The following is a 13,218-nucleotide window of genomic DNA, read 5'->3' on the forward strand; positions in this document are numbered from 1 at the left end:
TGGTGATAGCTAATCACCATTGCCGGAGAGACACAAGGCTGTGGCCCTTGGCCACGCACAAGCCCCTGGCACCATGCGTGAGCAAGGCTCACAGCCTACAGATGTGCCTCCGATGTAGGCCAGCGCGGTCCGACGTTTCGGCGTGAGTCGCGCTTGGGGCCGCAGGCCCCCAATAAAGGCGGCTTCGCCGCCATGCGTGGCTTACGCCACAGCCTACAACAAATGAGGCGCCATCACCGCGCCATCACCACGGTATTGCGTCCGGCTTTCTTGGCCTTGTACAGCGCCTCATCGGCCCGTTTCAACAGCGCCTCCGGGTCTTCACCGGGCTGGCGCAGGGCGCACCCGAGGCTGATGGTCACGGTCACCGTCTCGGCCTTGCTGCCATGGCCCCGGTGCTGACGGCCGTCTTCATGGTCGTCGGGCCGGTCATCCCGGCGCAGTTGCAGCGGGTAGTTCTCGACTTCACTGCGCACTGCCTCCAGCGCCTCTTTGATCACCTTCTTCTGGGCATGCGCGAACACCAGCGTAAACTCCTCACCGCCGTAACGGAAGGCCTGCATCCCGCGCTGACGGTCGAGAATGGTGCCCAGCAGCCTGAGTACCTGATCACCCACATCATGGCCCCAGGTGTCGTTGAACGACTTGAAATGATCGACATCCAGCATGGTCACCGCACTGTCACGGCCCAGGCGGCGCAGGCGGCCCTGCAGCGCCCGGCGCTGCGGCAGGCCGGTCAGTTCATCCATATAGGCCAGGTGCAACATCCGGTAGGCCAAGGTGATCAGAAGTACCAGACTGGCCGCCAGAGTGGTCCAGCCGGACGCCGCCGGCCGATCCATGAACAGATAGAACAGCATGATCGCCAGCCAGGTGCCGAAATGGCCCCAGGCCGCCGGATCCTGCGGCCGGTAGCTGACCAGGGCCAGCCAGAGGAAGAACCAGGCACTCATCCACCACAGATGCGCCCAACTGAGAAAGATCGAATTGATGGGTCGCTCAAACAGGGCAGAGGGCAGCCCACTGGCGCTCAGCCAGTCGGCCAGCGGCAGCAGCAACAGACTGGGGGGCAACAGGAGGCAGGCCACCAGCAGAAGAAGGCCGGGCACCGAAGGCAGATCCGGGCGGGGCAGCACGGCCAGTCCCAGCAACATGCACGACACCAGCAGTGGCAGCACCTGTTGCAGGGCTGCGACTTCCGGCTCAGCCAATGGCCGTTGCAGCCCGTTCTGGGTCGCCCAGTAGTGGCCGCCGAGCACCGCCAGCCAGTAGAGCCATTCGGTCTGGCGCATCAGTACGGCGACCAGAGCCACCAGTGCCATGGCGGCAAAGGCTACTGCCGGGAAGGGCAGGGCAAGATACAGCGCATGTTCCGGCCAGATTGCCTGCAACAGGGCCAGTAGCACGACCGGCAACAGCGCCAGATAGGGCATGGGTCAGCGGCTGACCTGTTCGTGGGCCCAGTCAAGCCAGGGCAGAAGGGCTTCCAGGTCTTCCTGCTCTACCGTGGCGCCACACCAGATACGCAGTCCGGCCGGGGCATCCCGATAGGCCTGAATATCATAGGCGACGCCCTCGTCTTCCAGCAGGGCGACCATGTCATTCACCTGCCCGTCGTCAATGTCGAGCGTAAGACATACCGAGGTGTTGGAGCGCAGGCTGGGATCTGTGGCCAGAAAGTGGGCCCAGGGGCGTTCGGCAACAAACGCCTCCAGCACGGCCAGGTTGGCCCGGGAACGCTCGATCAACCCGTCCAGCCCGCCCACGGACTCCGCCCATTTCAGCGCATCGATATAGTCGACGACGCAGAGCATGGAGGGCGTATTGATGGTCGAGCCCCGAAAGATGCTTTCGTTCAGCTTGCCGTTACTGGTCATGCGAAACAGCTTGGGCATCGGCCAGGGTGGCGTGTAGCGTTCCAGACGCTCTACCGCACGCGGTGACAGGATCAGCACACCGTGGGCGCCTTCGCCGCCCAAAACCTTCTGCCATGAATAGGTGGCCACATCAATCTTGTCCCAGGGGATGTCCATGGCGAACACAGCAGAGGTCGCATCGCAAATGGTCAGCCCGGTGCGGTGGGCAGGAATCCAGTCACCGTCCGGCACCTTCACACCCGAGGTGGTGCCGTTCCAGGTGAAAATCACGTCATGACTGAAATTGACCTTGCCGAGGTCGGGCAGCAGGCCATAGTCGGCGGTCAGTTCGCGCACATTGTCCAGTCGCAGTTGCTCGCGGATATCGGTAATCCAGCCACGACCGAAAGATTCCCAGGCCAGCACATCGACGGGCCGCTCACCCAGCAGTGACCACATGGCCATTTCCATGGCGCCGGTGTCGGACGCCGGAACGATACCGACCCGATAGCCTTCCGGCAGTTGCAGTATCTGATGCGTGAGGTCCACAGCTTTCGCCAGGACTCTCTTGCCCAGTTCAGAGCGGTGTGAACGGCCCAGTACACTTTGGTCCAGACGCGTCACGTCATAGCCCGGCCGCTTGCTGCAGGGGCCGGAAGAAAAACGGGGGTTGGCAGGGCGAACGGCCGGTTTCATGGGCAACCTCGGTTGAGTGGCACGGCCTGTGTGACCGGTACCAGAGCCAGAAAACTGGTGACCCCGGCGCGATTCGAACGCGCGACCTGCCGCTTAGGAGGCGGCTGCTCTATCCTGCTGAGCTACGGGGTCGTGGAAACCCGCGATGATAATGTATAAGGACCTTTTTTGCATCCTGTGGGTGTGGCAATGCTATCATGCGCGGGAACCCGGCAAAGCAAGACAGGACCACCCGAATGGAACAGATTTTCGAAGCCATGGCCGAGCAGTTGGATGAGCTCGCCGGGCAGGACACGCTTGACGCAGAGAGCGTGCACGGGGCACTCACCTTGTGGGCAATCACCGGCAAGGGCAGCCTGCCGGAAGATTTCTCCACCCATGTTTTCGGGGATGACCTGGCATCGGTCAATACCGAGGATCGGCTGGCGCTGGAGACACTCTGGCAGGATCTGCTGGATGAAATCGGGCAGGGCCTGTATGACGACAGCGAACCGGAATTGCCGTTCGACTCGACACTGGACTGGCAGGACTCGGATCAGCAGTCTTGGTGTATTGGCTTCATGGAGATGCTGTTTCGTGAAGAGAATGCGTTTGGCCATGTGCGCGATGATGCGCTGGCCGAACTGCTGTTGCCGATTCAGGTCGGGTCCGGGTTATTTGCAGAAGAAGCGGACTTCTCCGAAATCTATCGCGATCAGCCTCTGCTGGCCAATATCCTGCAGCAGATCCCCAATGTGCTGGTAGACCTCTATCTGCTGTGCAATGTGCCTGAATAGATAACGAGACCCTGTAGGCGCAGGCCTTGGCCGCGCTCGGGGCCGCAGGCCCCCCATTGAAGGCGGCTCCGCCGCCATCGGCCAACGGGGTGGCCTCCTACGGGACACAGGCACCGTGGGAGCGCCGGTCCGACGCCTCGGCCCCGCTGCGCGATGGGGCCGAAGGCCCCCTCAAATCAACTCAGATCTTCTTCACGAATCGGCTCCAGCACCAGCTCCACCCGCCGATTGGCCTGACGGCCTTCTGCGGTGTCGTTGGAGGCGATGGGGCGATCCGGGCCCTCACCAAACGGATAGAGTCTGACCTCCTGAACACCCCGACCGGCCAGATAGTCGGCAACGGCCTGCGCACGGTCTTCACTGAGGCGCATGTTCAGTTCGCGGGACCCCGTAATGTCGGTATGCCCGGAAATGGCGATCAGTGTGCTTTCATACTCTTCCATCACCATGGCGACACCATTCAGATTGTTCTGGAAGTCCGACTTGATGCGCGACTCGTTGATGTCGAAGGTCACATCACCCGGCATGTTCAGGATGATCTGATCGCCATCACGTGTCACCGAAACACCGGTTCCCTCGAGCTCTTCGCGCAGGGCAGCTTCCTGGCGGTCCATGTACAGGCCTACGCCACCACCGGCAATGCCGCCGATACCGGCGCCAATCAAGGCTCCGCGCAGTCGGTCATCCCGACTCAGAGCAGCACCGAAAACGCCACCAACGATGGCTCCGCCAATGCCCAGCCCGGCGGTGCGTGATACCTGTCGCTCTCCGGTAAAGGGATTGGTGGTACAGGCGGCCAGTATCAGCACGGCGGCGGTCAGCAGTGCGCTTACGCGAAGTTTTGCAGTCATCCGGTGTATCCTCTCAATGCGTTGAGGCTTTATTCTGCGGTGCGCGCAGGTTTGGCGCAAGCACTTAGGTTCGCTGCAAAGGTGGATGCGCTGCGGGAAAGATGGCCACAAAAAAGCCCGGACAATGCCGGGCTTTCGGAACCACAACCAAAGGTCTGGGCTAGGGCTTACTGCTCGAACAGTTCGTCCAGGCGAGCCCGATTATCACGCACCGCCTGCTTGTCGGCATCCGGCGCTTCGGACATGCGCTGCATCATGGCCAGAGCATTGTCCATCTGCTCGCGAATCATGCCCATCTGTTCTTCGGTGATATTCGGATCCTGCTCCAGCTGGGCCAGTTGAGCTTCCATCTGCTCCTGCATTTCGGAGTAGCTGCCAGCATCATCTTCTTCCATCACAACAGCGCCATAAGCGTTGACGATGCGAGCGCCAGTCGAGGCCCACTCATCACCATCACTGAAGCCGTTGGAAGTAATGATATCCTGCATACCGTCATGGTTGCGGGCTGCCATGGCCATGGATGATTCCAGGTTGGTGGGATCGTCCGGGTCTACCATGTCGGCATCAGAAATTTCGTTCTCCTGAGCCCAGACTTCAATCTCGCTCATGGTATTGGCCCAGTTGTCGATGGTTTCGCTGTCCAGGTCACTGGCGGAAACAGATACCGCAGCCAGAGCCAGGGCAAGCGTAGTAAAAAACACGGCGATTTGACGCACAACATTCTCCAATTCTGATTGTCTTTTTTCTGAGCAGACGGTCACCCGTTGCAAAAACGAGCCTAACGCTCTGGAACTGCGGCGTCAAATTTACACAAGCCGGCAGAGGCGCCTATACGGGGTTCTTGCACAGAGAAAGCGCTGTGCAAGGGAATGCGGAAGCACTAACCTAGGGGCATGACAGAAATGATGCCCATTGCCGTGCGCTGGCGCCGAACCCTCGGTCTCGCCCGCTCACTGATTACCTATCGTCACCCCGGGCGGCAGCGCGGGTTGCGCCAACTCTATGCGCCGTTTCTCAGGGCAGATGACCTGGTGTTTGATGTGGGTGCCCATATGGGCGATCGGACACACGCCTTTGCTGCCCTCGGAGCACAGGTGGTGGCTTTTGAGCCACAGCCCCACCTGATGGCCTGGCTGCAACGCCTGGAGGGCCGGCAGGCTCGGGTCAGCCTGCGCCCGGAGGCCGTAGGTGCAGAACCGGGCACCGCGCGTCTGGCCGTCAGCCTGGCCAATCCCACGGTGTCCACCATGGCGACCAGTTGGCGACAGGGTATTGGCGCGGCGAACAGCACCTTCAAGAAGGTGCGCTGGGAGCAGGAAGTCGAAGTGGCCGTGGTTACCCTGGATCAGATGATCGCCGAATACGGCCTGCCTGCCTTCTGCAAGATCGACGTCGAGGGGTTTGAGGAAGACGTGTTGCTTGGCGTGTCGCAGCCGCTGCCGGCACTGTCTTTCGAATTCGTCACCGGCACTCTGGAGCGGTCTGTTGCCTGTATTCAGCGCCTGGAGACACTGGCAACGGGCGGCTACCGCTATAACGCGGTGCCCGGAGAGCAGCGACGGTTTCTGTTTACGCAGTGGCAGACGGCAGATCAGATGCAGGGGTGGCTGGATCGCGGTGCCGGGGAGATATCATCGGGTGATATCTACGCCCGGTTGCAGGAGGCTCATGTGTAGGCGCAGGCCCCTTGCACAATCGGCCAACGGGGTGGCCTCCTACGGAACACAGGCACCATCTCGGTAGGAGCGCACCCCGTGCGCGATGGGGCCGCAGGCCCCCCGATTAACCTACCTTGCTCAACAGGTACTCTGTCAGCAGCCCTACCGGCCGGCCTGTGGCACCCGACTTGGCGCTGGTCCAGGCGGCCCCGGCGATGTCCAGATGGGCCCAGGTATAGTCCTTGGTGAACTCCGACAGATAAATGGCCGCCGTGATCGACCCCCCGGCAGGCCCCTGACCAATATTGCGCAGGTCAGCGTAGGGTGACTCCATCTCTTCGCGATAGTCATCCCACAGCGGCATCGGCCAGGCACGGTCCCAGGCTTTCTGGCCGGCCGCCACCAGGTCTTTCTGCAGGCCTTCGTCATTGCTGTACAGGCCGATCGGATGGTGTCCAAGGCCCACTACAATAGCACCGGTCAGGGTGGCCATATTGACCACACTCTGCGGCTTGTACCGCTCTGCGTAGGTCAAGGCGTCACACAGCACCAGACGACCTTCGGCATCGGTGTTCAGAATTTCCACCGTCTTGCCGGACATCGAGGTCACCACATCACCCGGGCGCGTGGCGCGTGCCGAGGGCATGTTTTCAGCGGCGGCAACAATGGCCACCACATTGATCTTCGGCTGCAGTTCAGCCAGCGTGGACATGGTGCCGAACACAGAAGCGGCGCCGCACATGTCATACTTCATTTCGTCCATTTTCGCCGCCGGCTTCAGGCTTATACCGCCGGTATCAAAAGTCAGGCCCTTGCCCACCAGCACGTGTGGCTTGACGTCATCACCGGCACCCTTGTAATGCATGATGATCATCTTGCCCGGCTGGTCACTGCCCTTGGACACCGCCATGAAGGCACCCATGCCAAGCTCTTCCATCTCTGCTTCTTCCAGAATCTCGGTATGGATCGGGCTGTAGCGGTCCGCCAGGCTGATCGCCTGCTCCGCCAGATAAGTCGGTGTACAGATATTGGGCGGCAGGTTACCCAGCTCGCGCGCTACATTGACGCCATGCGCCAATGCCTTGCCATGGCGGATCGCCTCTTCGAACTCACCGTCACCGGCGAGCAGGAAGTGCTCGGTGGTGTACTGCGTGTTCTTCTCCGACTTGGTGGTGTCATAGTTGTAGGCGCCGGTCAGCGTCCACTCGACCAGCTTGGTGACAACCCAGTTCTGTGTGCGGTCACGCACCTTCAGGTTGTCCAGCAGCACGGTCACTGACTTCTGCTGTGACTGCTTGAGGACGCTTGCAATGGCGGTCGCGGCCTTCTTGAGCTTGTTTTCGGTCAGGTGCAGGGTATCGCCCACGCCAATCAGCATGACCGGAGACCCTTCACCGCGCAGCAGGGGTGTGACGGAGCCTTCCTTCGGGCTGACCCATTTCGCGGTCCTCCATTGGCTGACCTGCGAGGCCAGGTCAGTAGGCAGGGGGCTGAGTGCGTCTTCTTCCTTGCCCACAAAACCGATGACGACGTTGGAGGTGTCCTTGAAGTCTGCCTGGGCAGTCTGTTTGAAATTCATGTTCTGTTCTCCGTTTCCTGAATTATGCTGGGTAAACTGTAGTCAAATCTGTGGTGCTGTACCTTAATTGGGCGGCTGCGCCGCCGAGCGCAGATAAATCAGCGCCTACAGGATACAGTGCCTCCGGTGTAGGCGCTGGCCTTGGCCGCGCTTCGGGGCCGCAGGCCCCTTGAACAATCGGCCAGGGGGCTGGCCTCCTACGGAACACAAGCACCGTGGGAGCGCCGGTCCGACGCCTCGGCCCCGTGCGCGATCGGGCCGCAGGCCCCCTCGATCAATTGTTGGCGTGCAACTCTTCGTTCAGCGCCACGGCACTCTTGTTGGTCAGGCACTCGACCTGACCATTGGTTGAATTGCGGCGGAACAGCAGGTCAGACTTGCCGGCCAGGGTCCGCGCCTTGACGATGTCGACTGGCTGCTGGCTGTCATCCAGCATCTGGACCTTGGTTCCAGCGGTAATATAAAGGCCGGACTCCACGGTACAGCGGTCACCCAAGGGAATGCCGATACCGGAATTCGCGCCGAGCAGGCAGTTCTCACCAATCGAGATCACGATATCGCCACCCCCCGACAGGGTGCCCATGGTGGAACATCCGCCGCCGAGGTCAGAGCCATCCCCGACAATGACGCCGGCAGAAATACGGCCTTCGATCATGCCCTTGCCAAGCGTGCCGGCATTGAAGTTGATGAACCCTTCGTGCATCACGGTAGTCCCTTCACCCACATAGGCCCCCAGACGCACGCGAGCCGTATCGGCGATACGTACACCGGAGGGCACCACGTAGTCCGCCATCTTGGGAAACTTGTCGACACAATCGACGCTCAGGGTTTCACCTGACAGGCGGGCTACCATCTGGCGCTCGGGCAGGTCGGGGAGATCGATGGGGCCCTTGTTGGTCCAGGCAATATTGTGCAGCAGCCCGAACAGGCCGGTCAGATTGGTACCATGTGGGGTCACCAGTCGATGTGAAATCAGGTGCAGCTTCAGAAAGCCTTCGGCCACAGATTGGGGTGCCTCGTCTGAACCCAGCACCACCAGTACCACGTCAGCATCATAGGCGACGCTGCGGCCCGCCAACTGGGCGGTGACATCGTAGCCGGCTTCGCTCATGGTCTGTGCGATGATATGCAAGCCGGATGAACGCAGTTCCAGAACTTCGTTGCCGCCCTGATAGCCCAGATCGCCAAGCTGGTCCTGCAGAGTGTCGGGGACCGACAGCAGGGGCTCCGGGAACCAGGCTTCGATGATTTTGTTGTCGCTGTTGCGGGTAACGGTTCCGAGACCGATGGCAAAGGTCATGCTGACTCCTGAATGTGGTGTCTGTTTGTATCAATGATTCGTTTTCGGGGCGGCAGCCGCCTCATCAAGGGGCCTGCGGCCCCATCGCGCACGGGGTGCGCTCCTACGGTAAAGGTGCCAGCGTTCCGTAGGAGGCCAGCCCCCTGGCCGATTGATTAAATCGCCTCCCGCCATTCTTCCTCTTTGAAGCCGACCAGAATCTGTTCACCCAGGGGCAGAACCGGTCGCTTGATGGCAGAGGTATTCGCCGCCAGCACGCGGGCGATGGCGTCCGGGTCGCCGCTGTCACAGGCAGCCTTGTCTTCATCAGACAGTTTGCGCCAGGTGGTACCGCGGCGGTTGACCAGCACATCGGGCCCGACGCTGTTCAGCCAGGTCTTCAGCGTGGCCTCATCGATGCCGGCCTTTTTGTAGTCGTGCAATTCGAAATCCAGATTCTGCGCCTGCAGCCAGGTCATGGCCTTCTTCATGGTGTCGCAGCTTTTGATGCCGTATATCGTGTACTCGGCCACGTTAATCTCCTTGAACGCTTCTCGGGTCAGCAGGCGCGCCTCGTTACCAATGCGTGAGCAAGGCTCACAGCCTACAAAATGGCTAATTTGTAGGCTGTGGCCCTTGGCCACGCACGGGCCAAAGGCCCCATTTGGGCGCCCGCGGCGCCGAGCGCAGATAAATCAGCGCCTACACATGTGCCTCGGTTGTAGGCGCCGGCCTTGGCCGCGCTCGGGGCCACTGGCTCAAGCGCAGGCAAGCCAGCGCCTACAGGGTGTCGCACCTACAGGCTCTCGCAAAAAGCCCTGATACGCCGGGCCGCTTCTTCGCATTCACTCAGGCCAGCCACCAGCGCCATGCGCACACGGTTGGCTCCCGGGTTCACGCCGTCTATCTCGCGGCCCACATAAGACCCGGGCAGCACGGTCACATGCTGCTCCTGATAAAGCCGCCGTGCAAACTCGGTATCCGATATGGGGGTGCCGGCCCAAAGATAAAACCCGGCGTCGGGCATTTGCACGTCCATGACGCCGTCAAGAATGCTTAACACCCGGCGGAATTTCTCCCGATAGGCAGTGCGGTTCATCTCTACATGGCTCTCTTCCTGCCAGGCCAGGGCACTGGCTTTCTGCACCTGCACCGGCATGGCGCCGCCCTGATAGGTACGATAGCGCAGAAACGGCCGGATCAGTTCCGGGTCGCCGGCGACAAACCCGGAGCGCAACCCGGGCAGGTTGGAGCGCTTGGACAGGCTGTGAAACACCATGGCGCGCCGATACAGGGCATCGCCGCGCTGCCGGCAGGCCTCCAGCAGGCCGATGGGGCGTTCTTTTTCGGTGAAATAGATTTCCGAATAGCACTCGTCGCTGGCTACGATGAAGTCATGTTCTTCCGCTTTGCCCAGCAGGTACTCCAGGGTCTCGAGCGGGACCACGGCACCGGTCGGGTTGCCCGGTGAACAGAGAAACAGGATCTGTGTCCGCGCCCAGACGTCGTCGGGCACGGCGTAATAATCCGGGTTGAAGTGCTGTTCCGCCAGGCAGGGCAGCAGGTGCGGCTCGGCACCGGCCAGATAGGCAGCGCCTTCATAGATCTGATAAAACGGATTGGGCATCACCACATAGGGTTTGTGCTCTGCCAGACGGCGATCGTACATGGCCTGCACAAAGGCAAAAATGGCCTCTCGGGTGCCGTTGACCGGCAGAATATGCTGCTCGGCTTCCAGCGGCGGCAGGCTGAACCGGCGGCTTAGCCAGCGCCCGATGGCCTGCTTCAATTCAGCTGTGCCGCCCGTGGTGGGGTATATCTCAAGATCATCCAGTGCCCCGACCAGCGACTCGCGTACAAATTCCGGTGCGGCGTGTTTGGGTTCGCCGATTGACAGGGCAATCGGGTCCAGTGATGGCTCTGGTGTCACCCCCGCCAGCAGTTCTTTCAAGCGCTGAAACGGGTAGGGCTGCAGCCGGTCGAAGTGTTCATGCATGGCTCTGCTCCGTCAGTTCATTCAGCTTGCGGGTCAGTTCGGTACGCAGGCGTTCGCCAAGATCGGCGTCCTGCAGCGGCCGATTGTCGGCATCGACAATGAAGAAAACGTCCTCGACGCGCTCGCCCAGCGTCGAAATGCGCGCGCTCTGCAGATAGACCCCCATGTCGATAAAAACCTGGCCGATCAGTGCCAGCAGGCCGGGACGGTCGGTGGTGATCACCTCTACTATCGTTCGTTCGTTCACCAGGTCATTGGACAGCGTAACCCGGGTCGGAATCTTGAAATGCTTCAGGGTGCGCGGCACGCGCCGTGAGTTCGGACGCCGCTGCGGCGGCTCGACCACCGCCATCAGCAGCTTGTGCTGAATATCGCGCAGGCGTTCCGTGTCTTCCATGTTGATCGGGCTGCCGTCTTCTTCCAGCACAATAAAGGTGTCCAGACTGTAACTGGAGGACGATGACGTCATGATGCGCGCGTCATGGATGTTCAACTGCAACTGGTCCATCACATAGGCGATATCCGCGAACAGATTGATCCGGTCAGGGCCGTAGATGAAAATCTGCGTGGCCGATTCGAAAGCCCCTTCGTTCAGTTCCTGAATGAGCACCAGCGGCACCCCTTCGCCCTGCTGACTGATGGCCTTGGTATGCCAGGCGATGTTCTCCGGCGTCTCGCGCAGGAAGTAGTCTTCGCCGGGGTTGCTCCAGAAATGACGGATTTCCTCTTCGTCGTACTCATCGGCGCGCAGTATTTCGATGGCCTTGCGCTTGGTGTCTTCGATGCGCTCCTCTTTGCCCACCGGGTTTTCCAGGCCGCGGCGCAGGGCCAGCTTGGCTTCGGTATAGAGCTGCTTGAGCAGGGCGGCCCGCCAACTGTTCCAAAGGGCCGGATTGGTTGCGGAGATATCGGCCACAGTCAGCACATAGAGGTAATCCAGGTGCACCAGATCCTGCACCTTCTCGGTAAACCGGTGGATGACATCCGGGTCTGACAGGTCATCGCGCTGGGCAGTCAGCGACATCAACAGGTGATTTTCCACCAGCCAGATGACCAGTTCGGAGTCCCACTCGGGCAACCGGTGGCGATGGCAGAACTGGCGCACGATTTCGGCGCCGATTTCAGAATGATCGCCACCACGCCCCTTGCCCAGATCATGGTACAGGGCTGCTATGTAGGCCAGGTCCACCTTGGGCAACTGGTGAATCACCCGGCTGGCAATCGGGAACTCGACCAGATTGGAGCGATGGCGGAAGCTGCGCATATTCTGGACGGTTTTCAGGCTGTGGGCATCCACCGTGTAAACATGGAACAGGTCGAACTGCATCTGCCCGATGATCTCGCCAAACTCGGTCAGGTAGCGCCCCAGCACGCCATAGCGGTTCATGCGCCGCAGGTTGGTAGAGATGCCGCTGGGGGCGCGCATCAGTTCGATAAAATAGGAACTGTTGCGAATGTCATTGCGGAAAGCCGGGTCAATGCGGTGGCGGTTTTCGAAGATGGCCCGGATGGTGCTGGCCCGGATGCCTTTCAGCTCCGGGTTGTAGGCCAGCAGCACGAAAATTTCCATCAGGGCCGAAGGGCGGCGGGCGAACACATCGGGCGAGGTGATCTCCAGATAGCCGTTGACCACCTGAAATCGGCTGTTCAGCTTCCGTGGTTCTTCGTCTGTCGGCGGGTTGAGTATCACCTCATCAAAATGCTGCAACAGCATTTCGTTCAGCGCCCGCAGGTTGAACACGGTGCGGTAGTAGGTCTTCATCAACTGCTCGACGCCGAGCGCTTCATCACTGTCGCGGAACCCGAAAAGCTCAGCCACCGCCTTCTGCAGATCGAACAGCAAACGGTCTTCTTCGCGCCCGGCCAGCATGTGCAGCGCATAGCGGATGCGCCACAGGTAGTTCTGGCCGTCGATCAGGTTGGCAAACTCGTCCTGGGTCAGAAAACCGCGCGCGACCAGCTCTTCCATCTGGTCATCACCGAAGTGGCGCTTGACCACCCAGCCGATGGTCTGGATATCGCGCAAGCCGCCGGGGGATGATTTGATGTTGGGCTCGAGATTGTAGGCTGTGTCGCCGTATTTCTTGTACCGGTGAACCTGCTCGTTCATCTTGGCCTTGTAGAAGTGCGCACTGGGCCAGATATGCTCGGCGTTGGTGCTGTCCTGCATGTCACGGAACAGATCTTCGCTGCCTTCAAGCAGGCGGGATTCGAGCAGATTGGTGACAATGGTGAGGTCTTCCGTGGCCTCCTGAACACAGGCATCCAGAGTGCGCACACTGTGCCCGATATCCAGATTCAGGTCCCAGAGCAGCGTGATAAACGACTGTACCGACTCGACATGAGACTCGATGTCGCTCTCTTCCCGAAACAGCAACAGCAGATCGATATCGGAGTGGGGCAGCAGTTCTCCGCGCCCGTAGCCGCCCACGGCCACCAGGCTGGCGTCGGATGGCCAGTCAAAATGATGCCAGATGCGGTGCAGCAGGGCGTCGACAACCCGGGTGCGGCTGCTGACCAGGTCGAC

11 protein-coding genes and 1 tRNA gene are annotated in these 13,218 nt (G+C 60.6%); 2 read left to right on the top strand and 10 right to left on the bottom strand.

The genetic code is table 11. The features are described 5' to 3' along the window. Window positions 1-233: 233 nt before the first annotated feature. The 3 genes from LAT62_RS13580 to LAT62_RS13590 all read right to left on the bottom strand — a co-directional run bounded on the left by LAT62_RS13580 (window position 234) and on the right by LAT62_RS13590 (window position 2,684). Window positions 234-1,433, bottom strand: a complete 1,200-nt coding sequence (locus LAT62_RS13580; RefSeq protein ID WP_293384944.1) for a diguanylate cyclase — start codon at window positions 1,431-1,433, stop codon at window positions 234-236. Window positions 1,434-1,436: 3 nt separating this feature from the next. Further along, window positions 1,437-2,552: a phosphoserine transaminase gene (locus tag LAT62_RS13585; protein ID WP_293384947.1), complete on the bottom strand. Its 1,116-nt coding sequence runs from the start codon at window positions 2,550-2,552 to the stop codon at window positions 1,437-1,439. A 55-nt stretch (window positions 2,553-2,607) separates the two neighbouring features. After that, window positions 2,608-2,684, bottom strand: a tRNA-Arg gene (locus LAT62_RS13590). 104 nt (window positions 2,685-2,788) lie between these two features. On the opposite strand from LAT62_RS13590, the gene LAT62_RS13595 reads away from it, so the two are divergent. Continuing rightward, the gene (locus tag LAT62_RS13595) at window positions 2,789-3,328 is read left to right on the top strand and encodes a UPF0149 family protein (RefSeq protein ID WP_293384950.1); all 540 of its coding nucleotides are present in this window, start codon (window positions 2,789-2,791) and stop codon (window positions 3,326-3,328) included. 176 nt (window positions 3,329-3,504) lie between these two features. Here LAT62_RS13595 and LAT62_RS13600 read toward each other — a convergent pair whose 3' ends face one another. After that, window positions 3,505-4,179 carry an OmpA family protein gene (locus tag LAT62_RS13600; RefSeq protein ID WP_293384953.1) on the bottom strand — a complete coding sequence of 225 codons (675 nt, stop codon included), beginning with the start codon at window positions 4,177-4,179 and terminating at the stop codon, window positions 3,505-3,507. 167 nt (window positions 4,180-4,346) lie between these two features. Beyond that, a complete protein-coding gene (locus tag LAT62_RS13605) occupies window positions 4,347-4,895 on the bottom strand; it encodes a hypothetical protein (protein ID WP_293384956.1) in 549 nt (182 codons plus the stop codon). Window positions 4,896-5,072: 177 nt separating this feature from the next. Between LAT62_RS13605 and LAT62_RS13610 the strand changes: the two genes are divergently transcribed. Next, window positions 5,073-5,855 carry an FkbM family methyltransferase gene (locus LAT62_RS13610; protein ID WP_293384959.1) on the top strand — a complete coding sequence of 261 codons (783 nt, stop codon included), beginning with the start codon at window positions 5,073-5,075 and terminating at the stop codon, window positions 5,853-5,855. A gap of 106 nt (window positions 5,856-5,961) precedes the next feature. Here LAT62_RS13610 and LAT62_RS13615 read toward each other — a convergent pair whose 3' ends face one another. The 5 genes from LAT62_RS13615 to glnD all read right to left on the bottom strand — a co-directional run. Further along, window positions 5,962-7,416, bottom strand: a complete 1,455-nt coding sequence (locus tag LAT62_RS13615) for a leucyl aminopeptidase (protein ID WP_293384962.1) — start codon at window positions 7,414-7,416, stop codon at window positions 5,962-5,964. A gap of 274 nt (window positions 7,417-7,690) precedes the next feature. Beyond that, window positions 7,691-8,716, bottom strand: coding sequence for a 2,3,4,5-tetrahydropyridine-2,6-dicarboxylate N-succinyltransferase (gene dapD / locus LAT62_RS13620; protein WP_293384965.1), 1,026 nt, complete (start codon window positions 8,714-8,716; stop codon window positions 7,691-7,693). Between the two features lie 155 nt (window positions 8,717-8,871). After that, window positions 8,872-9,228, bottom strand: a complete 357-nt coding sequence (locus LAT62_RS13625; RefSeq protein ID WP_293384968.1) for a Spx/MgsR family RNA polymerase-binding regulatory protein — start codon at window positions 9,226-9,228, stop codon at window positions 8,872-8,874. Between the two features lie 263 nt (window positions 9,229-9,491). Next, window positions 9,492-10,691 carry a succinyldiaminopimelate transaminase gene (gene dapC, locus LAT62_RS13630; protein WP_293384971.1) on the bottom strand — a complete coding sequence of 400 codons (1,200 nt, stop codon included), beginning with the start codon at window positions 10,689-10,691 and terminating at the stop codon, window positions 9,492-9,494. Further along, window positions 10,684-13,218: [protein-PII] uridylyltransferase (glnD, locus tag LAT62_RS13635; protein WP_293384974.1), on the bottom strand; the 2,535-nt coding region annotated here is incomplete at its 5' end. The genes glnD and dapC, both read right to left, overlap by 8 nt.

The sequence above is a fragment of the Natronospirillum sp. genome (assembly GCF_022565775.1).
Taxonomy (GTDB): Bacteria; Pseudomonadota; Gammaproteobacteria; order Pseudomonadales; family Natronospirillaceae; genus Natronospirillum.